Source organism: Stenotrophomonas sp. 89682_Sma (assembly GCF_056481405.1).
The window spans coordinates 992,756-1,017,915 of record NZ_CM151147.1 but is presented as its reverse complement, the minus strand read 5'-3'; the positions used below and the strand labels follow the sequence as shown (position 1 = coordinate 1,017,915).

The 25,160-nt window shown below is 67.1% G+C and carries 14 protein-coding genes, 1 tRNA gene and 1 other RNA gene; 6 read left to right on the top strand and 10 right to left on the bottom strand.

The features are described 5' to 3' along the window. Positions 1-57: 57 nt before the first annotated feature. Positions 58-10,962 (bottom strand): autotransporter-associated beta strand repeat-containing protein, encoded by a 10,905-nt coding sequence (locus ACZK29_RS04590; protein ID WP_478446719.1) that lies wholly within the window; start codon positions 10,960-10,962, stop codon positions 58-60. Positions 10,963-11,329: 367 nt separating this feature from the next. Then, entirely contained in the window at positions 11,330-11,647 is a 318-nt protein-coding gene (locus tag ACZK29_RS04585; protein WP_008265478.1) for a DMT family transporter, read from the bottom strand. 300 nt (positions 11,648-11,947) lie between these two features. Here ACZK29_RS04585 and ffs point away from each other — a divergent pair. Continuing rightward, positions 11,948-12,044: signal recognition particle sRNA small type (ffs, locus tag ACZK29_RS04580), an RNA gene on the top strand. A gap of 90 nt (positions 12,045-12,134) precedes the next feature. Here ffs and ACZK29_RS04575 read toward each other — a convergent pair. The 3 genes from ACZK29_RS04575 to ACZK29_RS04565 are packed head-to-tail and all read right to left on the bottom strand — an operon-like array spanning position 12,135 to position 14,037. Further along, complete coding sequence (locus ACZK29_RS04575) at positions 12,135-12,524, bottom strand: nuclear transport factor 2 family protein (RefSeq protein WP_414487298.1); 390 nt, start codon at positions 12,522-12,524, stop codon at positions 12,135-12,137. Beyond that, the gene (locus ACZK29_RS04570; RefSeq protein WP_478446718.1) at positions 12,521-13,288 is read right to left on the bottom strand and encodes an MBL fold metallo-hydrolase; all 768 of its coding nucleotides are present in this window, start codon (positions 13,286-13,288) and stop codon (positions 12,521-12,523) included. The genes ACZK29_RS04575 and ACZK29_RS04570 overlap by 4 nt, the downstream gene beginning before the upstream one ends. Beyond that, positions 13,288-14,037, bottom strand: a complete 750-nt coding sequence (locus tag ACZK29_RS04565; protein ID WP_012479275.1) for a 3-deoxy-D-manno-octulosonic acid kinase — start codon at positions 14,035-14,037, stop codon at positions 13,288-13,290. Before ACZK29_RS04565 ends, ACZK29_RS04570 begins: the two co-directional genes overlap by 1 nt. Before the next feature lie 20 nt (positions 14,038-14,057). On the opposite strand from ACZK29_RS04565, the gene ACZK29_RS04560 reads away from it, so the two are divergent. After that, positions 14,058-15,104, top strand: coding sequence for a glycosyltransferase family 9 protein (locus ACZK29_RS04560; protein ID WP_111174121.1), 1,047 nt, complete (start codon positions 14,058-14,060; stop codon positions 15,102-15,104). Positions 15,105-15,150: 46 nt separating this feature from the next. On the opposite strand, the gene ACZK29_RS04555 is transcribed toward ACZK29_RS04560, so the two are convergent. Next, the gene (locus ACZK29_RS04555; RefSeq protein ID WP_049430220.1) at positions 15,151-15,555 is read right to left on the bottom strand and encodes a DUF6165 family protein; all 405 of its coding nucleotides are present in this window, start codon (positions 15,553-15,555) and stop codon (positions 15,151-15,153) included. A gap of 173 nt (positions 15,556-15,728) precedes the next feature. On the opposite strand from ACZK29_RS04555, the gene ACZK29_RS04550 reads away from it, so the two are divergent. Beyond that, positions 15,729-18,743: an autotransporter domain-containing protein gene (locus tag ACZK29_RS04550; RefSeq protein WP_478446717.1), complete on the top strand. Its 3,015-nt coding sequence runs from the start codon at positions 15,729-15,731 to the stop codon at positions 18,741-18,743. A 1,548-nt stretch (positions 18,744-20,291) separates the two neighbouring features. On the opposite strand, the gene ACZK29_RS04545 is transcribed toward ACZK29_RS04550, so the two are convergent. After that, positions 20,292-20,382, bottom strand: a tRNA-Ser gene (locus ACZK29_RS04545). Between the two features lie 165 nt (positions 20,383-20,547). On the opposite strand from ACZK29_RS04545, the gene ACZK29_RS04540 reads away from it, so the two are divergent. Continuing rightward, a complete protein-coding gene (locus ACZK29_RS04540) occupies positions 20,548-21,252 on the top strand; it encodes a PP2C family protein-serine/threonine phosphatase (protein ID WP_005408277.1) in 705 nt (234 codons plus the stop codon). 61 nt (positions 21,253-21,313) lie between these two features. On the opposite strand, the gene dnaQ is transcribed toward ACZK29_RS04540, so the two are convergent. From dnaQ to ACZK29_RS04525, 3 genes are read right to left on the bottom strand one after another with little or no spacing between them, the layout of a single operon-like run. Next, the gene (gene dnaQ, locus ACZK29_RS04535) at positions 21,314-22,045 is read right to left on the bottom strand and encodes a DNA polymerase III subunit epsilon (RefSeq protein ID WP_060380022.1); all 732 of its coding nucleotides are present in this window, start codon (positions 22,043-22,045) and stop codon (positions 21,314-21,316) included. Between the two features lie 4 nt (positions 22,046-22,049). Next, positions 22,050-22,502 (bottom strand): ribonuclease HI, encoded by a 453-nt coding sequence (rnhA, locus tag ACZK29_RS04530; RefSeq protein WP_004154603.1) that lies wholly within the window; start codon positions 22,500-22,502, stop codon positions 22,050-22,052. A 13-nt stretch (positions 22,503-22,515) separates the two neighbouring features. Continuing rightward, positions 22,516-23,160, bottom strand: coding sequence for a class I SAM-dependent methyltransferase (locus ACZK29_RS04525; RefSeq protein ID WP_111204883.1), 645 nt, complete (start codon positions 23,158-23,160; stop codon positions 22,516-22,518). Between the two features lie 11 nt (positions 23,161-23,171). Between ACZK29_RS04525 and gloB the strand changes: the two genes are divergently transcribed. Together gloB and ACZK29_RS04515 are read left to right on the top strand one after the other, a co-directional pair. Then, positions 23,172-23,936 (top strand): hydroxyacylglutathione hydrolase, encoded by a 765-nt coding sequence (gene gloB / locus ACZK29_RS04520; protein WP_111204885.1) that lies wholly within the window; start codon positions 23,172-23,174, stop codon positions 23,934-23,936. Next, positions 23,933-25,132, top strand: coding sequence for a lytic transglycosylase domain-containing protein (locus tag ACZK29_RS04515; RefSeq protein ID WP_478446716.1), 1,200 nt, complete (start codon positions 23,933-23,935; stop codon positions 25,130-25,132). Before gloB ends, ACZK29_RS04515 begins: the two co-directional genes overlap by 4 nt. Positions 25,133-25,160 lie beyond the last annotated feature (28 nt).

Here is a 25,160-nt window from a genome sequence, read left to right as displayed (position 1 = left end):
TCCTCCGCCCCGGCCCGGATCCACGCCGCGCGTGGATCCCTTGCTGCCCTGCTCCCCTCAGAAACCCACGCGCAGGTTGATCTGCCCGCCGACATCGCGGCGACCATCGCCGTGCTGGCCCTGCACGAACATCGACAGCTGGCTGTTGCGACCCAGGCCCACCGCCACGCCGACCTGGCTGACCAGCGCATTGCGCGCCATCACCGCGCTGTAGACGTCGAAGGCATTCCCGCCGACCGCAAAGCGGTTGCGGCTGGCCACATCGGTGTCACCCGAAGCGTGCTGCCAGCCGAGGCCGACCGTCAGCTGCGCCGGGAAGCGCTCGCCGCTGCCCACATCCCAACGGCCGCGCACGCCCACGGTGCTGACATTGAGCGTGTCCTTGCCGCCTTCCAGCACCAGCGCAGCCGTGCCGCCCTGCTCCACCGCACGATCACTGTCGACCCAGTGCCTGGTGAACTGCACATACGGCTGCAGTTGGGTCCTGCCATGGGTCCAGGTCCAGCTGCCCTCCACCTGCGCGATGGTCACATCCGAATCCTGGCGGCTGTACAGGGTCTGCCCCAGCAGCGGCACCTCACGCGTGGTGCGCGTGCGGTAATCACCGCGCGACACGCTGCCACCCAGCGCAAAGCCGTTGTTCCACTGGCCCTGCGCATACAGGCCGAACGTGTTGCCGCGCAGGCGGGCCCGCGAGCTGCGATCGTAGAGGCGGGTATCCAGCCGCTCGTTGCCTGCGGCCGCACCCAGCACCACATGCTCACCCAGCTGCCAGTCCACGCCCGCCATCAGTGCATTGCGGTTGGAGCGGATGTCGTCGCCGTTGCCATCGCCATCCTGCTTGAACACCTTGCCGCTGCCGGCCAGCCAGGCCGAGGCACGCTCGCCACGCACGGTCGGCAGCTCGCTGCCCAGACGCTGGCGGATGCCCTCTTCCAGGTAGTTGTCATACAGCAACACCGCACGGCTGGCCGCATGCACCTCACCGGACAACTGGTCGAACGCCGCGCGCGCGGTACCTGCGTCATACATCAGCACCGTGTTGTACAGGCCCAGTGCCGAACCACTCTGCGGCAGGCTGTCCAGCGCTGCAGCGGTGTTGAACTGGTTGCGCGTCTTCGCCGCCGTGGTGAATGCCGCGGTCTGTGCCACATCGATCTGCAGGTTGGCCGTGTTCGCGGTGTAGACCGGGGTGATGGTCAGGAAGGCCGACGGCGAGGTCGCCGAAGCGAACTGCCCACTGACGCCACCACCCGCGTTGATCACGGTGTACTGCTGGCCCTGCTGGTAGCTGGTGCTCGGCGAAATGGTGTTCACCTGCACCGTGCTGCCGCCCACATTCGCGCTGCCGCCCACCTGTACCGTATCGCTGCCGGTGGCGCCCAGGTCGATGCCCAGCGTGCTGCCCGGCGACAGGTTCAGGTTGCCGCCCACCGTGATCGTGCCGGTACCGTTGCCCGCGCCACTGCCGTTGCCGGGGCCATTACCCGGCGACAACACACCACCGCTGGACACCGTCACGCCGCCGCCGGTGCCACCGATGGTGCCGGTGCCGGACAGCGTGGTACCGCTGCCGATGGTCCACTGGCCACCGATGGTGCCGGTGACATTCAGGCCCCCGCCGGTGACCTGGCCGGTGCCGCTGAAGCCACCGCTGTTACCGCCCAGGTTCAGGCCACCCGGGCCGGCCTGCACGATGCTGCCACCACCGCTGATGGTGCCGCCCAGCGTGGTGGTACCGCCGGTGTTGATGACCAGGCCACCGTTGTTGGTGATGTTGCCGGTGATCGATCCGCTGGTACCACCGTTGCCGACCTGCACGGTACCGCCGGCATTGATGGTGGTGCCGCCGGTGTAGGTGTTGTTGCCGGTCAGGGTGACCGTTCCGGTGCCGGCCTGGGTCAGGCCGCCGCTGCCGCTGATGGTGCCGCCGACGGTGGTGTTGCCACCGACGTTGAACACCAGGCTGCCATTGTTGCTGACGTTGCCAGTGATGGCACCGCTGGCGCCGCCATTGCCGACCTGCAGCGTGCCACCGGTGTTGATGGTGGTGCCACCGGTATAGGTGTTGTTGCCGCCCAGGATCAACGTGCCGCTGCCGGCCTGGGTCAGGCCACCGCTGCCGCTGATGGTTCCACCCAGCGTGGTGTTGCCGCCCACGTTGAACACCAGGCTGCCATTGTTGGTGACGTTGCCGCCGATCGCGCCGGTCACACCGCCGTTGCCGACCTGCAGCGTGCCGCCTGCGTTGATCGTGGTCGGCCCGGTGTAGGTGTTGTTGCCGGTCACGGTGAGCGTGCCGCTGCCAGCCTGGGTCAGGCCGCCGCTGCCGCTGATGGTTCCCCCCAGCGTGGTGTTGCCGGCCACGTTGGAGACCAGCGTACCGTTGTTGGTGATGTCGCCGGTGATCGAACCGGTCGCGCCACCGTTGCCCAGCTGCAGCGTACCGCCGGTGTTGATGGTGGTGACGCCGCTGTAGGTGTTGGTGCCGGCCAGGACCAGCGTGCCGCTGCCAGCCTGGGTCAGGCCGCCGCTGCCGCTGATGGTGCCGCCCAGCAGGGTATTGCCCGCAACGTTGGAGATCAGCGCACCGTTGTTGGTGATATCGCCGGCGAGGGAGCCGGTCGCGCCGCCATTGCCGACCTGCAGCGTGCCGCCGGCGTTGATGGTGGTGCCACCGGTGTAGCTGTTGTTGCCGACCAGGGTCAGCACGCCAGCGCCGGCCTGGGTCAGGCCACCGCTGCCGCTGATCGCGCCACCGACCGTGGTGTTGCCGGCCACGTCGAACACCAGGCTGCCGTTGTTGGCGACATTGCCGGTGATCGCACCGGTCGCGCCGCCATTGCCCACCTGCAGCGTGCCGCCGGCATTGATGGTGGTGCCACCGGTATAGGTGTTGTTGCCGGTCAGGGTCAGCGTACCGGCGCCGGCCTGGGTCAGGCCACCGCTGCCGCTGATGGTGCCGCCCAGCGTGGTGTTGCCGGCCACGTTGGAGACCAGCGCGCCATTGTTGGTGATGTCGCCGACGATCGCACCGGTCGCACCGCCATTGCCCACCTGCAGCGTGCCACCGGCATTGATGGTGGTCCCACCGGTGTAGGTGTTGTTGCCGGTCAGCACCAGCGTGCCGCTGCCGGCCTGGGTCAGGCCACCAGTGCCACTGACCACGGCACCCACGGTTGCCGTGGTGCCAAGGTTGTAGACCAGGCTGCCGTTGTTGGTGATGTCGCCCAGCACCGAACCGGTGCTGCCGCCGCTGCCGATCTGCAGCGTGCTGCCACCGTTGATGGTGGTACCACCGGTGTAGGTGTTGTCGCCGCTAAGGGTCAGCGTTCCGGTACCGCTCTGCACCAGGCCGCCGGTACCACCAAGGACACCGGCAAACGTGGTGCTGGCGTTGTTGCCGCCGGTGGTCAGCGTTGCACCGCCCAGCGCCACCGTGCTGCCGGCAACACCGGCCAGGCCGCCGATGCTCTGGTTGCCACCGGCACTGATGTCCAGCGTGCTGGTGCCGGCCAGGTTCACCGTGCTGGCGCCAGACAGGCTGCCGCCCGCACCCACCGCCAGCGTGCCGCTGTTGATGGTGGTGGTGCCGGTGTAGCTGCTGGCGCCGCCGAGGGTAACCGTCGCCGCGCCATCCTTCAGCAGGCCGCCGGCACCGCTGATCGGGCCATTCAAGGTCAACGCGTTGCTGCCGGCCAGGGTCAGCGTACCGCTGGCCAGCTGCACGCTGTTGGCCAGGGTCAGCGCGCTGGTGCCGTCCAGGCTGGCATTGCCGCCCACGGTCAGCGCGCCGGTTCCCAGTGCATTGTTGTTGCCCAGGACGAGGCCGCCGGCGTTGAGTGCCACGCCGCCGCTGAAGGTATTGTTGCCGCTCAGGGTCTGTATGCCTGCGCCGTTCTTCACCAGGCCACCGGTGCCGGTAATGTCACCGGCGAAGACGCTGTTGCTCACGCCATTGAGCGTCAGCGTGCTGCCGCCCAGCGCCACTGCCGAACCCGCCACGCCGGCCAGCGAGCCGATGGCCTGCGCGCCCCCCGCACTGATGTCGAAGGCGGTGCCGGCGTTGGCCAGGTTCACCGCACCGGTGGCAGCCAGGCTGCCACCGGCGCCGATCGCCAGCGTGCCTGCGTTGATGGTGGTACCACCGGTGAAGGTGTTGGTGCCGGTCAAGGTCTGGGTACCCGATCCTTCCTTGATCAGGCCACCGGAGCCAGCCACCGAGCCACTGAACGTGCCATTGGTGGCGTCTCCGATCGTCAGCGTGTTGGCGCCCAGGTTCACCGTACCGTTGCCGACCAGGGTACCGAACTGCTGCGTGCCGCTGCCCGCCGACAGATCGAAGGTCGCTCCCGAGGCCAGGTTGACGATGCCACTGGCGTGCAGGCTCGCGCCCGCGCCCAGTGCCAACGTACCGGCGTTGATGATGGTGCCGCCGGTGTAGCTATTGGTGCCGTTCAAGGTCAGCGTGGCTGCCCCCTCCTTGGTCAGGCTGCCGGTGCCGCTCAGGCTGCCATTGAGGGTGAGGTTGTTGCTGCCCAGCACGGTCAACGCGTTGTTGAGGACGAAGTTGTTGGCAAGGATGACCGCAGTATTCGAATCGAGCGTGGCAGCGCCTCCGACCGTCACCGTACCGGTGCCCAGCGCAGCATTGTTGCCGACCACCAGGCCACCGGCGTTGAGCGCCACGCCGCCGCCGAAGGTGTTGGCGCCATTGAGCGTCTGCACGCCCGCGCCGTTCTTGATCAGGCCACCACTGCCGCCGATCACACCGTTGAAGGTGCTGTCCACCGTGCCGCCCAGGGTCAGCGTGCTGCCGCCCAGCGCCACCGTGCTGCCGGCCACGCCGGCCAGCGAACCGATGGCCTGGTTGCCCGCGGAGATGTCGAGCGTACCGGTGCCGGCCAGGTTCACCGCGCCGGTTGCGGCGAGGCTGCCACCGGCACCGATCGCCAGCGTGCCGCTGTTGATGGTGGTACCACCGGTGTAGGTGTTGGCACCGCTCAGGGTTACCGTGGCCGCACCGTCCTTGATCAACCCGCCTGTACCCGAGATCACACCGCCCAGTGCCAGCGACTGGCTGCCGAGCAGATCAAGATTGGCACCCGCTGCCAGGCTGATGTTGTTGGCCAGGCTGGCACCGGTCGATGCATCCAGCGTTGCGTTGCTTCCGACCGTCAACGCACCGCTGCCGAGCGCAGCGTTGTTGCCGACAACCAGGCCACCGCCGTTGAGTGCAACGCCACCGCTGAACAGATTGGCGCCGCCCAGCGTGAGGATGCCGGCGCCATTCTTGACCAGGCCACCGGTGCCGGAAATCGTGCCATCGAAGAGGCTGTTGCCAACGCCACCGAGTGTCAGCGTCTGCGCCCCCAGGCTCACCGTCGAGCCCGCCACGCCATTCAACGACCCGATGGTCTGGCCGGCCCCTGCGGTGGAGATATCGAAGCCGGTGCCGGCAGCGCCCAGCGTCACAGCGCCGGTGGCGGCCAGGCTGCCGCCCGGACCAATCGCCAGCGTGCCGGCATTGATGAAGGTACCTCCGGTGTAGGTATTGGTACCGGTCAGCGTCTCGATGCCCGCACCGACCTTGGTCAGGCCACCCGTGCCTGCGATCGAGCCACTGAAGGTGCCATTGGCAGCGCCGCCGACCTCGATCGAGTTGGCACCGAGGTTCACCGTACCGTTGCCGACCAGCGTACCGAACTGCTGCGTGCCACTGCCGGCAGACAGATCCAGCGTGGCGCCGGTGGCGAGATTGACGGTACCGCTCGCCGCCAGGCTGGCACCGGCCCCCAGCGCCAGCGTGCCGGCGTTGATGTTGGTGCCACCGGTATAGGTGTTGATGCCATTCAGGGTCAGCGTCGCGCTGCCATTCTTGGTGAGGCTGCCGGCCCCGGACAGGACGCCGTTGAGCGTCAGCGCATTGGTCCCGAGCACGGTCAGCCCGGCGTTGAGCGCGATGTTGTTGGTCAGCGCTGCCAGGCCGGTGGTATCCAGCGTGGCGGCACCACCAACGGTCAGTGCGCCGCTGCCCAGCGCCGCGTCATTGCCAAGCACCAGTCCGCCCGCGTTGAGCGTCACGCCGCCGCCAAAGGTGTTGGCCGCGGACAGCGTCTGTACGCCCGCGCCTACCTTGATCAGCCCGCCGCTGCCACTGATCACGCCGTCGAACGCGGCGTTGCCGGCCGTACCGAAGGTCAACGAATTGCCGCCCAGCGCCAGCGTGCTTCCACCAGCACCGTTGAGCGCGCCGATGGTCTGGCTGCTGCCGGCACCGGAGATATCGAAGCCAGCGCCTGCACCCAACGTGACATCACCCGCTGCGGCAAGGCTGCCGCCCGTGCCCAGCGCCAGCGTGCCGGCGTTGATCGTGGTACCGCCAGTGTAGGTATTGGCACCGGACAGCGTCAGCGTGGTGGCACCATTCTTGACCAGGCTGCCATTGCCGCCGACCACGCCCGACAGTGTCAGCGCATTGCTGCCGGGCAACGTCAGTGCGACGCCCGAACCCAGCGTGACCGCATTGCCCAGTGTCACTGCAGCGCCCGCATCCAGCGTGGTGCTGGCATTGACCGCCAGCGCGCCAGTACCGAGCGCACCATTCGCGCCAACCACCAGGCTGCCGCCATTCAAAGTCAGGCCGCCACCGAAGGTATTGGTGTTGTTGAGGGTCAGCAGGCCCGCACCATTCTTGATCAGGCTGCCATTGCCGGCCACCACGCCACCGAGGGTGACATCATTGCTGCCACCCAGCGTCAGCTGCGTACCGGCACCGAAGTTCACCGCATTGGCCAGGTTCAGCGCCACGGTGCTGTCGAGCGTGGTGGTGCCGCCAATACCGAGCGCACCCGTACCAAGCGCGCTGGCGTTGCCGAGAATCAGGCCACCCGCATTGAGCGCAAGGCCACCACTGAAGGTATTGGCGCCGGACAGCGTCTGCACGCCTGCGCCAGTCTTGATCAGGCCACCGGTGCCACCGATCACGCCGGCAAAGCTGCCGTTGCTGGCGCCGCCAAAGGTGAGCGACTGCGCGCCCAGCGCCAGCTGGCTGCCTGCCACGCCGCTCAACGCGCCGATGGTCTGCGCTGCACCGGCTGCGGAGATGTCCAGCGTCGCACCGGCACCGGCAAGATCCACCGCACCGGCTGCGGCAAGACTGCCGCCTGCCCCCAGCGCCAGCGTGCCGGCGTTGATGGTGGTGCCACCGGTGTAGACGTTGGCGCCGGACAGCGTGAGACGCGTGGCACCGTCCTTGATCAGCCCGCCAGCACCGAATACCGGACCGGTGAGCGTCAGGTCATTGCTGCCCAGCACGGAGAGGTTGGCACCGGCGGCAAGGCCGATTGTGCTGCCCACCGCAATCGCTGTCGTCGCATCCAGCGAAGCGCTACCGCCTACGTCCAGCTGGCCGGTTCCCAGTGCCTGTGCATTGCCCAGCTGCAACAGGCCTGCGTTGAGGCCGACCCCTCCGCTGAACGTATTGGGTCCATTCAACGCCAGCGTGGCCGTACCGTTCTTGACCAGGCTGCCAGTGCCGCTGATGAGACCGCCCAGCGACACGTTCTGGCTGCCCAGCAGATCCAGCGCCGCGCCTGCCCCGAGGTTGAGGTTGTTGGCGAGGTTCAACGCTACCGAACTGTCCAGCGTGGTATTGGCACCCACCGACAGTGCACCGGTGCCCAATGCGCCGGTGTTCCCCAAGAACACGCCGCCGCCGTTGGCGGTCAGCCCACCACCGAAGCTGTTGGCGCCGTTGAGGGTCAACGTGCTGGCACCGTTCTTCACCAGCCTGCCGGCACCGGACACCACGCCACCCAGCGTGATCGCCTGCGAGCCCGGCAGCGACAGCGCGGCACCCGCGCCCAGGGACACATTGTTGACCAGGTTCAGCGGGGCGCCGCCATCGAGCGAGACGCTACCGCCAATGCCCAATACTCCCGTACCGAGCGCGCCGCTGTTGCCCAGCAGCAGGCTGCCCGCGTTTGCGTTGAGTCCACCGCTGAAGGTGTTGGTACCGTTCAAGGTCAATGTCGACGCGCCATTCTTGACCAGGCTGCCGGTGCCGGTGATGTTGCCGGCCAGGGCCAGGTTCTGGCTGCCCGGCAGGGTCAACGCCGCGCCGAGGTTGATCGCATTGCCCAGGTTCAGCGCAGCAGTGGCGTCCAGCGAACCGTTGCCACTTACGGTCAGCGCACCGCTTCCCAGCGCACCGGCGTTGCCCAGCACCAGGCCACCGGTGGCAAGATTCACCCCACCGCTGAAGGTGTTGGCGCTGGTCAGCGTCTGCACGCCGGTGCCCTGCTTGATCAGGCCACCGGTGCCGCCGATCACGCCGGCGAAGGTCTGGTTGGTGGCATCACCGAAGGTCAGCGTGCTGCTGCCCAGCGCCAGGGTGCTGCCAGCCACGCCGGACAACGCACCGATGGTCTGGTTGCCCCCCAGCGAGATATCCAGTGTGCTGCCCGCGCCGGCCAGGCTGACCGCGCCGGTCGCCGCCAGGCTGCCACCACTGGCCAATGACACCGTTCCGGCATTCACCGCCAGCCCACCGGTGAACGTGTTCGCGCCGCCCAGCGTCAGCGTGGAGGCGCCGTTCTTGACCAGGCTGCCGCTCCCGCCGATGACACCGCCCAGCGTCAGCGCATTCGAGCCCAGCACAGTGAGCGGACCACCGGCGCCAAGCGTTATGCCATTGCCCACGGTGAGGCCGGCGCTGGCGTCGAGCGATACCGCACCGCCGACGTTCAGTGCCCCGGTTCCCAGTGCACCGCCGTTGCCCAGCACCAGGCTGCCCGCGTTGAGCGCCAGACCGCCGCCGAACGTATTGGCGCCGTTGAGGGTCAGTGACGATGCGCCATCCTTGATCAGGCCACCCGCGCCGCTGATCACCCCGTTGAACGTGAGCGCTTGGTTGCCCAGCAGATTCAGGCTGGCCCCGGCACCGAGGTTGACGGCATTGGTCAACGCCAACCCGGTCGTGCCATCCAGCGTGGCATTGCCGCCGACAGACAGCGTACCGCTGCCCAACGCTGCCACGTTGCCCAGCAGCAGTCCGCCGGCGTTGAGTGCAACGCCGCCGCTGAGGTTGTTGACGCCGGACAGGGTCTGCACACCGATGCCCTGCTTGATCAGGCCACCCGTGCCGGCGCCGAACGTACCGCTGTAGCTGGTATTGCCCAGCCCAGCGAGGGTGAGCGTGTGGCTGCCCAGGTTGACCGAGCCGCCAAGGCCGGCCAACGAGCCGATGGTCTGGTTGGCCGCTGCCGTCAGGTCCAGCGTGGTGCCAACGCTCAGCGTCATCGCACCCGTGGGTGACAGGCTGCCGCCCGCGCCCAGCGCCAATGCGCCGCCGGCCAGGTTGAAGGCGCCGGTCAGCGAATTGGTGCCATTCAAGGTCAGCGTGCCCGCGCCGTTCTTGGTCACGTTGCCGGCACCGGAAATCGAGCCACTCAATGTCAGCGCATTGCTGCCCAGCAGGTTCAGCGAGCCCCCGCCATTGACCACCAGGTTGTTGCCCAGGTTGAACCCCGCCGTCATATCCAGCGAAGCGCTGCCACCGACGGTCAGGTTGCCGATGCCGAGTGCACCGGCATTGCCCAGCAGCAGGCCGCCGGCATTGAGGTTGACGCCGCCGGAGAACAGGTTTGCGCCGCCGAGCGTGACGATGCCAGTGTTGTTGACCGTCAGCCCGCCAGTACCGGACAGCACGCCACCCAGGCTGAACGCATTGGTCCCCGCCAGTGACAGATTGCCACCAAGGCTGAAAGCGTTGGCCAGATTCAGACCGGCCGTGGAGGCGGCGATGGCACCGCCGTTGGCGGTGAACAGCCCTGTGCCGAAGGAACCGGCATTATTGAAATTGACCAGGCCATCATTGAGCGTGGTCGTGCCTGCACCAGCCCACGCACCCTGCAGGTTCCAGGTACCGCTGTTGACGGTGAGCCTCTGGAAGTTGATGTACTGGTTCCAGCCCAGCGTGGTCACCGCCCCACCGGTACCGCTGCCTGGGCCGGTGGCGCTGTTCTGCAGCACCAGGCTGTTGTTGGACGCCGAACCACCGTCGACGATGCCGGCCGCGGCCAGATTCACCGCAAGCGCGCCGACCTGCCCGGCCACGCCGATACCGGCGGTATTGACGCTGGAACCAGACACGGCGGTGAAGGTGTTGCCGGAGACCGAACTGCCCAGGTTCACACTGCCGTTGATGGTTCCTGCGTTGAGGAAGGTATTGCCGGCTCCCGCCGTGGCCGAACCCTGGAACCCTATGCGGCCGGTAATGGTGCCGGTGTTGTCGAGAGTGGTCTGCGCACCGCCGTAGCTGACGATCGATGCCGCATCGGCCGTGGTCAACAGGCCTGCACCAAAGATCGACATGTCCACATTACCGGCGTTGACGATGTTGCTGACACCGCCGGAAGCATTCTGCAGCACCAGCGCCTGTCCGCCGAAACCGAAGATGGAGCCGATGTTGACCAGGCCTTTGATCGCCCCGCCTGCCTGATTGTTGACGTTGATGGTGTTTCCACCGACGGTGTTGTTGCCCAGCACCATGCCCGACGCCGCCAGGCTCAGGCCACCGTTGATGGTGGGATCGACCGTGCCCTGGTTGTTCACGGTGATGCCATTACCACTCAAATTCACTGCACTTCCGCCAACGACCGGCAGCACGCTGAGCGCGGCGCCGGTCTGGATATCCAGCGTCACGCCATTGATGCTGTTTGCCAGAGAATTGGTATTGGAGCCGGTGGCGCAGGTCACCGTCGTACCTGCGGTAGTGCAGGCCGCGAATGCCGATCCACTGGCCAGCGTGGCTGCCAGTGCCACCGCCAGCTGGTGCGTCCGCAATCGCGGCACCCGTGCCGTGCGTACCGCGCTTCCGCCAGGATTCTGGGCGACCTCCGAAGCAACCTGCATTACGCCGAGGGCGCGATTGAAAACCAGACGGTAAATGCGGTTCATCGGTAAATCTCCATGAAAAGACCGGATGGCACAGCGGGCAGGTTTTTTTGAAGACGATGCCGCCCGTCCCTGCTCCTTCATGGGAACAAGGCCTACGACATTTACTTCGGAAAATCTTCACATCCTCACGCGATCGCGCACGGAAGAGCGGCGCGCCGGCGTATTCGTCAGGGCGAAAACTCCCCGGTTTCGCTTGACGAATGGCGGCACTGTGCGACTGATGCCGACAGTGCCGCGTGAATCACCCAGATAATTTTTATGACGTACGTCAAATAAAACAGGTGAATAAATCTACTTTGCCGAAAATGCGCATCGCATATTCACGGCAAACCGGGCCGGACGTAGATAACCCGGCCTCGATAAACCCTCAGGTGCTGGATAGCTTCATCAAAACCAGGCCAGAAACGATAAGCACCGCTGCACCGATCCGCATCGGGCTGACCTGCTCGCCGAGGAATACGATGCCAACCACGAACGCACCGACCGCGCCGATGCCGGTCCAGATCGTGTAGGCGGTGCCCAGCGGCAGGCTGCGCATGGCCACCGCCAGCAACCAGAAGCTGGCGATCATGCCGACGATCGTGACCACGGTGGGGGTGAGCCTGGTGAAGCCTTCGGACTGCTTCATGGACACGGCCCAGACGATTTCCAGCAGGCCGGCGAACAACAGATAGATCCAGGCCATGACGGCCCTCCTCTTGGTAGGGCCAGGCCGTCCTGGTCATTGATTCCCGATGTGGGGGAGGTCGTTCCTCCAGGCCGGCATTCTAGCAACGGGGGCTGGCCCGGGCCGCCATGGGCGGGAACGGGTTACAGCAGATTCAGCGCGTGAAGCTGGCGTCGATGCACTTGCCTGCGCTAGACTACGCGTCTGCCATCGGCCAACCGATGCGCAGTCCGGCTGTGGTCTCTGGCGCATCGCGCGCTGCTTCCCCTGATCCGTGAACTGGCCGCCCACCGGGCGGCCAACGTCTCTATGGTGGCCCCGTCGGCCCCTCGCGACGCTAGGTCGAAAACCCCGCCAGGGCCGGAAGGCAGCAACGGTATCGATCGACGCGGGCGCCGAGGTCAGCCGGCGGGGCCACCGCCTTTTCTGCACTGGGGTCAGATCCCTTTGCATGGCAAAGGGATCTGACCCCGGCTTCACATGCCTCGCCCGGCATGGCCCAGCGCTAGCGTGCCTGCGGCGTGCCCTGGTGGAACAGCACCCGCCAACCCTGCGCATGCCGGCGCCACAGCGAACTGCGCAGCACCCAGCGTTGCGCCTGCCCATCGACGTGATAGCGGCTGCGGTAGCGCACCTGAGCCAGGTCCTGCGCCAGCAGCGAGACCGCGTACTGCTCCGATTCGATCTGCACCTGCGCGCGCTCCAGCGGAATCTCCGCCAACGCCGCTTCACGGCCGTAACAGCGGCCGGAACTGCCGATTTCGCTGAAATCCTCGTCCAGCAGTGCGGCAAGGCGCTCACAATCAGCCCGCACCGCAGGCGCATGCAGCGCGCGCTCCAACATCTCCAGTTCGGCGGCCAACGCCGCATCGGCGGGCCCGCCGGTTCCGCTCACGGCGGATCCTGTGCCAGCACGTTCGGTGCGGTCGGGAAAGCCAGCGGCACGCGCTGCCCCGGTTGCGCCACGCGGTGGCCGCGCGCGGCCAGCGCCGCACCGTCAGCCACGCTGGCATAGTGGTAGAGCATCATCCGGGACTGCAGCTCTGCGCTGTACTCACGCTCCAGGTCGTCCACGCCGGTATGCGAAGGGTTGCCGTGCAGGCCGCAGTCGTGGGCGATCAGCTCGTTGTCGTTGGCGAAGCGGGCCAGCATCTCCGGAATCGGCCGGGTGTCACCGGTCCAGGTCAGCGCGCCCTGCAGGCGCAGGCCGTAAGCCGTCTCCGGCCAGTGGTGGCGTACCGGGAATACTTCCAGGCGCACGCCCTCATGCCAGAACGCCTCGCCCACCACGATCAGCTGGAAGGCATCCCAGAAGTTGGCACCGCCCTCGGCCAGCACGTTCGGGTAGTCGCCGATGCGCTTGTGCAGCAGCGGCACCACCGTGGCCGGCACGTACAGGCGCACCTTGCCGCGGCGCTGCGTGCTGAAGAAGGTATCCACGAACAGCCGCTCGAAGCCGGCGACATGGTCCAGGTGCACATGGGTGACGAACAGCGCCTGCGGCATGTGCCCGTAGTGGGCCTTGAACGCGGTCAGGCCTTCGCCGCCACAATCGATGGTCAGCCACGGCCGGCCATCGCGCTCGATCACCGACATCGGCGAACCCAGCTCGACCGCCGACGCATTGCCGACGCCGAGGAAACGCAACGACCAGTCCATCAGGTGCCCCGGTTCCAGGCCATGTCATAGGCGCGGCGCAGCCGCGCGTAGTCCTTCTGCACGTCTTCCACGCTGCGCTCGCCACGCAGCTTGATCAGCGAACGCAGCAGGCGCTTGAGGTTGCGTTCGCGCCAGGCCGTGGCCGGAATGCGGATCACCCCGCGGTCGAAGTCGATCAGCCAGCCATGGCCGTTGCCATCGAACAGGATGTTGTGCGCGTTGAGGTCGGCATGGTCCAGGCCGGCACGGTGGAAGCGGGCGATCAACCGCCCGGTCTCCTCCCACGGGGCGCCGCGGCCGGCAACCAATGCGCGGTCGGCCAGCGAGCGCACGCCCTCGATCCGCTCCATCAGGATCGCGGCGCGGTAACGCAGGCCCTCGCGCATGTAGTACGCGGCGATCGGCCGGGGCACCGGCAGCTTCTTCTCGCGCAGGGCGCGCATCAGGCGGAATTCGGCAAAGCTCCGGGTCCGGTCCGACCCGCGCCAGAGGTACTGGTCATGGCTGATCTTCGCTGCCAGACCGCCGCGCAGGTAGTGGCGCAGCACGCTGGCGCCGAACGGCGCATCGATGAACCAGGCGCTGCCGCGACCGCCCTCGCCGACCGGCCGGGCCTTGCTGCCCCAGTGCTGGGGCGAGAACAGGCCAACCTCGGCTTGCCGCAGCCGCTCGCGGTCGAACAGAATGGCCCCGATGCCGCGACCCTCGCGGCATGGCGTCAGCGCTTCATTGGCGTCGAATGCGACCATTTCATTGAGTCTAACAACACATGGCATCAGCGTCCTCCTCCTTGTGCCTCCTGCGCCTGTCCGCACTCGGCGACGTCACCCACGTGGTGCCCCTGGTGCGCACCCTGCAGGCTGCGCGTCCGGACACGCCGATCCACTGGATCATCGACAAGGTCGGCCACAAACTGCTCGACGGCCTGCCCGGCGTCACCTTCCACGCCTACGACAAGAAGAGCGGCATGGCAGGGGTCAAGGAGCTGCGCAAACAGCTGCCACCGGGGCGTTTTGAAGCGCTGCTGCAGATGCAGGTGGCGTTCCGCGCCAACCTGCTGTCGGCCTTCATTCCCGCCGAGCGCCGCATCGGCTACGACCGCAGCCGCTCCAAGGACCTGCACGGGCTCTTCATCAACGAGCGCATCCCCGACCGCCCCGGCATCCATGTGCTGGACGCCATCGGCAGCTTCTGCGAGCCGCTGGGCCTGCGCCAGACCGAGGTCAGCTGGGATCTGGCCGTGCCGCAATCCGCGTACGAGTGGGCTGCGGCGCAGTGGCAGGACGATGGCCGCCCGGTGCTGATGATCTCTCCCTGTTCCAGCCACGTGCGCCGCAACTGGTACGCCGACCGCTACGCCGCCGTGGCCAACCATGCCGTCCAGCGCGGCTGGCAGGTGGTGCTGTGCGGCGGCCGCAGTGAACTGGAGCGCAGCATGGCCGATGCCATCCAGGCGCAGCTGCAGACTCCCGCACTGGACCTGGTCGGCAAGGACACGCTCAAGCAGCTGCCGGCCCTGCTGGCCCGCGCCAACCTGGTGATGACCCCGGACTCGGGCCCGATGCACATCGCCAACGCGATGGGTGCCAAGGTGCTGGGCCTGCATGCGGCCAGCAACCCGAACCGCAGCGGCCCGTACTCGGACCGCCGCTACTGCGTGGACCGCTACGACGATGCCGCGCGCAAGTACCTGGCCAAGCAGGCCGCCGATCTGAAATGGGGCACCAAGATCGAGTTCGACGACGTGATGGAACTGATCACCGTTGAAGACGGCATCGCCGCATTCGAACGGTACGTGGCGGACCACCTCACCTGAGTCGATGGATCATCGGTAGCGCCGGGCCACGCCCGGCGGGTCCACCTCACCCGCGCTGCGCGTAATCCTGGTAGGACTTCTCTTCCACGTACGCCGAGCCCAGCGCCAGGTTGATCGCCTTCTTGATGCGCGCACGCTCATCGTTGCGCAGGTAGACGCTGCGCGCCAGATCGACGAAGCCCTGGTCGAACGCCTGCGCCTTTTCCTTCAGCCGGATGTCGTCCTCGATGTCCCACAGCTGCTCGTTGACCGCCTTCAGCTCGGCACGCAGCTTGGCGATGTCCTTCACCGCCGCCGGGTGCGCCATCCACGTCTGCTCCAGTGCCGACAGCTCCCTGCGCACATTGGCCAGCTTGCCCTCGTCGCTGATGCGCTCGGACTTGATCTGCAGGATCGAGATCTTGTCCAGCAGCTCGCCGAAGGACACGGGGACGAGGATTTCAGCGCTCATGGGGGGAAGGCTCCAGCAAGTGATGCGCACATGGTAACCCGCGCGGCGCGAATGCTCCGCCCCGGCGCCTGCATGGACGCCCGAGCACGATGACTGGGGGAGAAACCCCTGCAGCTGCGTTAGCGGTCTGGAGAGGCGCCTGCCGCCCTCCACTCCTTTCCGTGGAATTCCGCATGCATCGATACCCCACCCTCCCCACCCGCCGCGCCACCGTCCTCGGCAGCGCCCTTGTTGCAGCACTGCTCGGCATCGCTGCCGCGCCGCAGGCCCATGCCAGTGCCTTCCATGTGAATGGAGACACGCTCTACTACACCGGCAACGTGCTGGCGACCGATCCGCAGACGCTGGAGGCCTACATCCTGGCCGCGCAGGCCCGTGGTACGCCGCTGCGCCAGGTGGTGTTCCGCAACTCGCCGGGCGGGGCCGCCTCCGGTGGCGTGGGCATGGGCGCCATCATCCGCCAGCATGGGCTGGACACCGTACTGGACGGCGGCTGCTACTCGGCCTGCGCCGACGCCTTCGTGGCCGGCGTCAAGCGCAAGGTGACGCAGTTCGGCCTGCTGCCGGCGCACGGCAACTACACGCAGACGGTACTGGGCATCCATGGCGAATCCGGCCCGAACGGCCCTACCCCGTACCCGGGGCAGGACAAGTACATCAAGTACTACAAGGACATGTTCGGGCCGACCGACTTCGCGGTGATCGAAGCACGCATCGTCCAGGCGCACTATGAACTGACCCAGCAGTCGGGCTTCCTGCGCTACTTCGACCCGAACGTGGCGGCCGTGGCCACGCGCTTCTGCCCGACCCGCGACCAGAGCGCGGCAGGCAACTGCACCGCATATCCCGGCGTGACCTTCTACAGTGATCGTGTCGTTACCGAAGCCGGTTACGTCCAGCCCGGCGACGTGCTTTCCATCGACAAGGACGTGAGCGGAGACCTCAATCCGAACCTGGCCGTGCGCGGGCGCTATACCAATGCGCTGGCCAACCTGCGCTACTTCCAGCAATCGGCCCCGGACATCCGGCTGGACGACGCCTTCGGTGTGATCCGCATCGGCAAGGGCGGCGTCTGGTCGCTGGATACCGCTTCTGCCGCCCAGTATGTGGTGGCCGATGGCGGCACCCTGCGCCTGCAGCAGAATGGCTGGATCCACCACGCTGAAGCCATCGGCGCGCGCAATGGCGGGCGCATCGAACTGCAGCAGGGCGCGCTGCGCAGCCTGACCGTGATCGAACGCGGCGGCGTGCTGACCGGCAACGGCTCATTGAACGCCACGATCGACATCAACGACGGCGGCACGCTCGCACCGTCCGGCATCGTCATGCGCCCGTACTCGCTGGAGGCGCTGGCGCCCGGTGGCGACGACGTGTTCACCAGCGAGCGCTTCCGGATCGGCAAGGGCCGCTACATCAACCTCAAGGACGGCGCGAACCTGACTTTCCAGGTCGACAGCCAGCGCACCGCACCGGCGCTGACACTGGAAGAAGCCCGCTACTTCCTGGTCGATGAGGACCAGCGTGCGGGTGACTACAACCTGTTCGGCAACATCAACCGCGCCGTGCTGAGCATTGCCCCCAGCGCCAGGCTGACACTGGACGTCAAGCAGGCGTTCTTCCCGGCCGGGCAGCAGAACCACCTGGTCGGGACCCAGGTGGATGCCAGCGCCCTGCAGCTGCCCGTCGCCCCCTGCGGCCCGTCGAACGGTGAGTACGCTGGCCTGTGGTGCCGTACCGCTACGCCCGACACCCTGACCCGCGCAGCGCCGGTGTCGGACTTCATCGAAGGGCGCTTCCAGTACGTCGAGCGTAGTGGCGAAGCCGGCAGCGCGGTCGACCTCACCGCGCCCGGCGCGGTATTCCGCCCCCGCCACAATTCACTGCTCAGCTTCGCGGTCAACCAGACCGGCAGCGGCATCTGGTTGACCGCCAATCCCTCCTTCGACGACACCCGACTGTTCGGCAATGCGCAATCCGGCGACGGCCTGGGCCTCGCGCTGCAGCAGGCGGCCGCGCAGCGCACGCCGTCGATGAGCGGACTGCTGGGCGCCCTGCAGTTTGCTGACCGCGATGACATCACGCGCCAGGCGGGAGCGCTGCGCGGTGACGCGCATGCCAGCCTGCGCCTGGCCGACAACGCATTGATCGGCAGCATCGGCAATGTCGTGCAGCAGCACCAGGCGGCATCGCGCAGCGGTGGCGATGCCGATGGCCTGGCGGCACAGGCCGCGCAGGCGGCCTCGGCGCAATCGGCGATGACCGGCAATCGCCTGTTCAACCAGCTGGCGATGCACCTGGTCGCACCGGCAGATGCGGGCAGTGATGCGGGCGACGCCGGACGCAACCGCAGCTTCTGGGCGCGGGGGTTCGGCAGCCACGGCCGTATCGAGGGTGATGCTGGCGTCGCCGGCCTGAGCCACACCATCGGCGGCATCGCGCTTGGTGCCGATACACGCCTGGCAGACGACCGTGTGACACTGGGCGTGAGCCTTGCCGCGGCAGACATGTCGACCCGGTCCAGCGAAGGTGCAGGATTCAGCGGCGATGTCCGCGCGCTGGATATCGGCGGCTACGTGGACGCGCTCTATTCGCGCGGCTACCTGTCCGCCGCCGTCCGCTACACCGATCTTCGCCACGACACCCGTCGCAGCATCGAGGGTATCGAGGGCCTGCAGGCTCCGCTGCGTGCGAAGTACAGCAACGACGCGATTTCCGCACGCGTGGAGCATGCGTTCTCGTTCACCACCGGCAAGGGCGTGGTGATCCAGCCGCTGCTGCCGGTGATCGACTACACGCGCACCTCGGCCACGCATTTCAACGAAGGCCAGGACGCGGCCGCACTGGTCGGCCGCAGTGGCAGCCTGGAGAGCATCCGGGTGGGCGCTGGCCTGCAGTTGTTCAAGACCTTCGACGGCAACAACGGCGAGCGCATCACCCCCCGTGCCCGCGTGGTCTGGCAGAAGGAGCTGGGCGATACCCAGGCCCGCTACAGCAACGGCTTCGCCGCCGCCCCGGACCTGCTGTTCAGTGCCAGCAGCCAGACGGTCGGTGAGCAGGTCCTGGCCTGGAACCTGGGCGTGACCAGCCGCGCCAGCAAGCGCCTGTCGGTGATGGTCGACTACGTGGGCGAACGTCGCGACGGCCAGACCCAGAACGGCATCCAGCTGGGCCTGGGCTATACGTTCTGAGCACACGCCATTCGCACAGGGCATGGATCCCCACCCTGTGCGAATGGCCTCCCCTCGCACGCCATGCGTGGATCCATCGCGTGCTTGGATGGCCTTCACTCCCACACCACGCGAATGCGGGCGACGCGCACAACGCGCGTCGCGTCCCGCGCCAGATAAAGAAAAAGGGCTGCCTTTCGGCAGCCCTCTACTGTTCCTGCAGAGACAAGGAACTCATCAATGCAGCATCCACCCGGCACGGAACCATCTGGAGCAACAAGCCCTCTGTTGAGGGGCTGCCCCGACAGGGGCGGGGAGAGGCAGGCAAAGGGAGGGGCCCACGCGTTGCGCAGCAACGTGTGAGGCGACGCGCGAAACGCGCGTCGCGTCCCGCGCCAGATAAAGAAAAAGGGCCGCCTTTCGGCAGCACTCTACTGTTCCTGCAGAGACAAGGAACTCATCAATGCAGCATCCACCCAGCACGGAACCATCTGGAGCAACAAGCCCCTCTGTTGAGGGGCTGCCCCGACAGGGGCGGGGAGAGGCAGGCAAAGGGAGGGGCCCACGCGTTGCGCAGCAACGTGTGAGGCGACGCGCGAAACGCGCGTCGCGTCCCGCGCCAGATAAAGAAAAAGGGCCGCCTTTCGGCAGCACTCTACTGTTCCTGCAGAGACGAGGAACTCATCAATGCAGCATCCACCCAGCACGGAACCATCTGGAGCAACAAGCCCCTCTGTTGAGGGGCTGCCCCGACAGGGGCGGGGAGAGGCAGGCAAAGGGAGGGGCCCACGCGTTGCGCAGCAACGTGTGGGGCGACGCGCGAAGCGCGCGTCGCGTCCCGCGCCAGATAAAGAAAAAGGGCCGCCTTTCGGCAGCACTCTACTATTCCTGCAGAGACAAGGAACTCATCAATGCAGCATCCACCCAGCACGCAACCATCTGGAGCAACAAGCCCCTCTGTTGAGGGGCTGCCCCGACAGGGGCGGGGAGAGGCAGGCAAAGGGAGGGGCCCACGCGTTGCGCAGCAACGTGTGGGGCGACGCGCGAAACGCGCGTCGCGTCCCGCGCCAGATAAAGAAAAAGGGCTGCCTTTCGGCAGCCCTTTTTCTTTATCTGGCGGAGAGGGGGGATTGTCGGGTGCATCCATGCACCCGACCCTTCCGCGCTACGCGCTCCAGGGCCAGCCTACGGCTGTCCGGTTCTGCTCCTGCAGAACCGTCGAACCCCGTCGGGGGTTCTCATCCCCCCGCATCAGAGGTGTCGATCACTACAACAACCGCCTGCATCTCCCGAACGTTGGCCAAGAAGAAAGCCGCCCAGTGGGCGGCTTTCTTCTTTATCTGGCGGAGAGGGGGGGATTGTCGGGTGCATCCATGCACCCGACCCTTCCGCGCTACGCGCTCCAGGGCCAGCCTACGGCTGTCCGGTTCTGCTCCTGCAGAACCGTCGAACCCCGTCGGGGGTTCTCATCCCCCCGCATCAGAGGTGTCGATCACTACAACAACCGCCTGCATCTCCCGAACGTTGGCCAAGAAGAAAGCCGCCCAGTGGGCGGCTTTCTTCTTTATCTGGCGGAGAGGGGGGGATTCGAACCCCCGAGGCGCTATAAACGCCTGCCTGATTTCGAGTCAGGTACATTCAACCACTCTGCCACCTCTCCGGGTGGTCCCCGGCGGACCGGGGACGCGCATCATACGAGGAAGTGAGGCCGACGACAAGTGATTCCGGCCAACGAAGTGAAAATTTCCTGGACGCATGCCTTGCCGGATGCCTGCGGCCACCCGATGATGCCTGTCTCCCCCGGCAATACCCCGCCCTGCCCACCATGATCGAATTCGGACACCTCACCCACCCCGGCATGCGCCGCGAGCTCAACGAGGACACCTACTACGGTGACAGCGAGCTGGCCCTGTGGCTGGTGGCCGACGGCATGGGCGGGCATGCCTGCGGCGAAGTGGCCAGTGCACTGGCGCGCGAAACCATCGTGCGCGAGATCCGCCGCGGCGCACCGCTGGCACAGGCCATCCGCACGGCCGACGAAGAGATCATCCGTGCCTCGCGCCGGCGCAACGACACGTTGCCGATGGGTACCACCGTGGTCGCCGCGCGCGTGCAGGGCAACCGCTATGAAGTGGCCTGGGTCGGCGACAGCCGCGCCTACCTGTGGCGCGACGGCCAGCTGGCGCAGCTCAGCCAGGACCACAGCGTGGTGCAGGAACTGGTCGCACAGGGCAACCTGACCGCCGAGCAGGCCCGCGCGCATCCGCACCGCAACGTGGTCACCCAGGCACTGGGCGTGACTGATCCGGCCCACCTGAACGTGGCCACCACCAGCGGTGAGCTGCGCCCGGGCATGCAGCTGCTGCTGTGCAGTGACGGTCTCACCGAGGAAGTGGATGACCGCGGCATCGCCCGCACCCTGGCATTCGAAGATGCCAGCGCGCAGGAATGCGTGGATACGCTGGTCGCCGCCGCACTCGACGGCGGTGGCCGCGACAACATCAGCGTGATCCTGGTGCGCTGCCACTGAGCCTCGCGCATGAGCCGAGCATGGCTCGGCTCTACAGCAGATCCACGCCATGCGTGGATGATCAGGCGCTGGCGGGCTCTTCCACCTTCGGGCCATCCCACAGTGCGTGGCCGGCCTTCTTGCGCAGTCGCTCCAGGCGCGCGGTGTGCGCTTCCAGTTCCGAAGGCGTAGCCACCACGCGCGGGCGCGGCAGCAGCTTGCTGGTATCGAAAGCCTGCAACGCCGCGCCGGCGCCGCCGCCATCTTCATCGCCCAGGCCGAAGCCGATCTCTTCCTGGCCCGAGGTCAGCGCGATATAGACATCGCCCAGGATCTGCGCATCGAGCAGGCCGCCGTGCAGCGCACGGTGCGAATTGTCCACGCCCAGCCGCTTGCACAGCGCATCCAGCGAGTTGCGCTGGCCCGGGAAGCGCTCGCGCGCCATCGCCAGGGTATCGATCACCGTACAGCGGTCGGCGATCTTTCCGTACTGCGGCCCCAGCAGCGACAACTCGTTGTCGAGGAAGCCGAGGTCGAACGCCGCGTTGTGGATGATCAGCTCGGCGCCATCGATGAACGCCAGGAACTCATCGGCAATCTGCGCGAATTCAGGCTTGTCATCGAGGAACTCCAGGGTCAGGCCGGTGACTTCCTGCGCGCCCTGTTCGAACTCGCAGTCCGGCTTGATGTACTGGTGGTAGTTGTTGCCGGTCGGGCGGCGCTTGAACAGCTCCACGCAGCCGATTTCGACGATGCGGTTGCCCTTCTTCCACTCCAGGCCGGTGGTTTCGGTATCGAGGATGATCTGACGCATGGGCTCAGTTTACCGGGCTGGAGTCGCGGACCTGGATCGCCGCGTTGCGGGCCAGGGTATCCACCCGCTCATTGTCCGGGTCCCCGGAGTGCCCCTTCACCCAGCGCCAGTCGATCTGGTGCCGCAGCGTGGCCGCGTGCAGGCGCTCCCACAGCTCGCGGTTCTTCACCGGATCACCGCCAGCAGTCTTCCAGTTCTTGCGGATCCAGCCGGGCATCCACTGGGTCAGGCCCTGCCGCACGTACTGCGAGTCGGTGTAGAGCACGATGTTGCACGGCTCGGTCAGCGTCTCCAGCCCGGAAATGGCCGCCATCAGCTCCATCCGGTTGTTGGTGGTGTGCGCTTCACCGCCACTGAGCTCGCGCTCGTGGCCCTTGTAGCGCAGCAACGCGGCCCAGCCGCCGGGGCCGGGATTGCCGAGGCAGGATCCGTCGGTGTGGATTTCGATGGTTTTCAATACAGCTCCAGAATCAGGTAGCAACGGTGCCGTGCCAGCGCACCGGCAACGGTTTCGGCCCGGGCAGGGCCAGCGTGCGTTTTTCCGCATGGAACAGGCAGGCCGCGCGCAATGGCGCCCAGCCCCCCGCACGACGGCTGCCGGCACCGCGCCAGAGCGGGCCGAGGTAGCGCATATCGTCGCACTCCAGGCCATGGCGGCCGAGCAGCAGGCGGATCCGCTGCGGCGTACGCACCACCAGCCCATGCTGCCGCCAGTGCGTGCGGTACGGGCTGAACGGATTGAGGCTGCTCAGCCACAAATGCCCGCCCGGCATCAGTACGCGCTCGCACTCGTCGAGCAGCTGGTCGGCATCGCCTGTGGTGACATGCTGCAGCACGATCGCATTGACGCTCTCGTTGGCCAGGGGCAAGGGCAGCCCGCAGCGGGTATCGCCGTCATAGCCCGGCCCCTGCCGGTACAGGCGCAGGCCGCGCCCACCCAGCTGCGCATCCTCCAGCCAGGCCACACTCGGTGCGATCCACAACCAGGGTTGCGCGGGCAGCACCGACAGCTGCGGAAGCAGCAACTGCCGTTCCAGAACGCGCAGGGCCGCCGCCGGCTCACTGTCGAACCACGGGGTCTGGCTCGCTTGACGGGTGCTCTGCAGCGCGGGCATGGTCCAATTCTATGCGACTGACTGCCCTGCCCGCATTTGCGGATAACTACATCTGGACGCTGATCGACGACGATGGTGCCGCCGTGGTCGTTGACCCCGGCGACGCCGCGCCGGTGTTCGCGCTGGCCGATCAGGGCCTGCGCGTGGATACGATCCTGCTCACCCACCACCACGACGACCATATCGGTGGCGTGCCTGCCCTGAAAGCGCGTTTTCCCGATGCGCGGGTGATCGCGCCGATCGAAGAGCGCATTCCCACGGCGACCGAGCGGGTCGGCGAAGGTGAACGCGTTCAGGCACTGGGCCGGACGTTCCACGTACTATCCGTGCCCGGGCATACCCGCAGCCACATCGCGTTTCACACTGCTGAACATCTTTTCAGTGGAGATTCGTTGTTCAGCCTGGGCTGTGGACGTCTGTTCGAAGGTACGCCGTCCCAGCTGCTGGCATCGATGCGCAAGCTGGGTACCTTGCCCGCGCAACTGCTGCTTTGTTGCGCCCACGAGTACACCGTGTCAAATGCCGTCTTCGCGCGGCATGTCGACCCCGCCAACGCTGCCCTGTGGCAGCGCCAAGAGGAGGCTTTGGCCATGCGCCGCGATGACCGTTCCACCCTGCCGGTAACCCTGGCCAACGAATTCGACTGCAATCCCTTCCTGCGTGTGCACGCAGCGCCGATCCGTGCGTCTGTGTCGGCACACCTGGGCCGTGACGTCGTTGACGACGTCGACGTGATGGCCGGTCTCCGGCACTGGAAAGACGGCTTCCGCGCATGATGCGCCGAAGTCTGCCGCTGGCCCTGGGCCTTGCCTTGGGGCTGGCCGGAACCGCGGGCGCACAGTCGCTGGGCGCCGGAATCAGCCAGAACCTGACCGCTGCCGCGGCCCTGCCGCTGGATCCGTCCGCACTGCCAGCGGCCTCGGTGCGCAACGGCCAGGAGATCTTCACCAGCTTCCGCGACGGCCTGGCCGAACCCAGCTGCGACGCCGAAGCCACCAGCCCGCGCTGGCAGAAGCAGTTCGCCCACGCCCCCTCGCGCCTGGCCAACCAGGATGACGATGCGCTGGTGCTGTTCGGCTACGTGGTCGAAGAGCTGCGCAAGGCCGACCTGCCCACCGAGTTCGCGCTGATTCCCTTCGTGGAGAGCGGCTACCGGCCCAATGCCCGCAACGGCAGCGGCCCGACCGGCCTGTGGCAGTTCATCGCCACCACCGCACGCAACCACCGCGTGCCGATGGCCAACGGCTACGACGGCCGCCTGTCGGCGGTCGATTCGACCCAGGCCGCAGTGCGCTACCTGAAGACCCTGCACGGCATGTTCGGCGGCGACTGGCGCCTGGCCACCATGGCCTACAACGCCGGCGAGTACCGCGTGCTGCAGTCCATGCGCAAGGCTGGCATGAACGCGCAGAACGCCAAGCCTTCGGCGTTGCCCGGCCTGTCGCCGGTCACCCATGCCTACGTCGAGAAGCTGCATGCCCTGGCGTGCGTGCTGGAAGACGTGGAAGACCAGCCCGGCGTGATGGCCTCGCTGGACCTCACCGTGCCGGTGCTGAAGGACCACACCCTGCCTGCGGGCACCAGCGTGCAGCAGTGGGCCGCACAGCGCGCCCTGGACCCGGCCAGGATCGCCCGCCTCAACCCGGCCCTGGCCTCCGGTGGCCGCCCCTCGGGCACCACCCGCGTGCTGGCACCGGTCTCGGCCGCAAATGCGACGGTAGCGGAGGCAGCGACCGCGCTGGTCGCCACCACCGCGCCGGTGGCGGCCGCTGTCCCCACGCCGCAGGTCACCAAAACCGTCGCCGCGATCGCCGACCGTCCGCGCAGCCGCCGCCACACGGTGCGTGATGGCGAGTCGGCCTGGACCATCGCCCGCCGCTACGGCATGCCGGTGAAGGCCCTGCTGTCGCTGAACGGCCTGAGCGGCAGCAGCGTGCTGAAGCCTGGCGCGGTACTGCGCGTGGAAGACTGACGGACAGGCCAAGCGCCTCCCCATGTAG

Bases quoted from the DNA above. Each gene is read 5' to 3' on its own strand.
- ACZK29_RS04540 (WP_005408277.1), top strand. From the start codon at position 20,548: ATGATCGAATTCGGACACCTCACCCACCCCGGCATGCGCCGCGAGCTC.
- ACZK29_RS04550 (WP_478446717.1), top strand. From the start codon at position 15,729: ATGCATCGATACCCCACCCTCCCCACCCGCCGCGCCACCGTCCTCGGC.
- ACZK29_RS04585 (WP_008265478.1), bottom strand. From the start codon at position 11,647: ATGGCCTGGATCTATCTGTTGTTCGCCGGCCTGCTGGAAATCGTCTGG.
- ACZK29_RS04565 (WP_012479275.1), bottom strand. From the start codon at position 14,037: ATGGTCGCATTCGACGCCAATGAAGCGCTGACGCCATGCCGCGAGGGT.
- dnaQ (WP_060380022.1), bottom strand. From the start codon at position 22,045: ATGCGTCAGATCATCCTCGATACCGAAACCACCGGCCTGGAGTGGAAG.
- gloB (WP_111204885.1), top strand. From the start codon at position 23,172: ATGCGACTGACTGCCCTGCCCGCATTTGCGGATAACTACATCTGGACG.
- ACZK29_RS04555 (WP_049430220.1), bottom strand. From the start codon at position 15,555: ATGAGCGCTGAAATCCTCGTCCCCGTGTCCTTCGGCGAGCTGCTGGAC.
- ACZK29_RS04525 (WP_111204883.1), bottom strand. From the start codon at position 23,160: ATGCCCGCGCTGCAGAGCACCCGTCAAGCGAGCCAGACCCCGTGGTTC.
- ACZK29_RS04570 (WP_478446718.1), bottom strand. From the start codon at position 13,288: ATGGACTGGTCGTTGCGTTTCCTCGGCGTCGGCAATGCGTCGGCGGTC.
- ACZK29_RS04515 (WP_478446716.1), top strand. From the start codon at position 23,933: ATGATGCGCCGAAGTCTGCCGCTGGCCCTGGGCCTTGCCTTGGGGCTG.
- ACZK29_RS04590 (WP_478446719.1), bottom strand. From the start codon at position 10,962: ATGAACCGCATTTACCGTCTGGTTTTCAATCGCGCCCTCGGCGTAATG.
- ACZK29_RS04560 (WP_111174121.1), top strand. From the start codon at position 14,058: ATGGCATCAGCGTCCTCCTCCTTGTGCCTCCTGCGCCTGTCCGCACTC.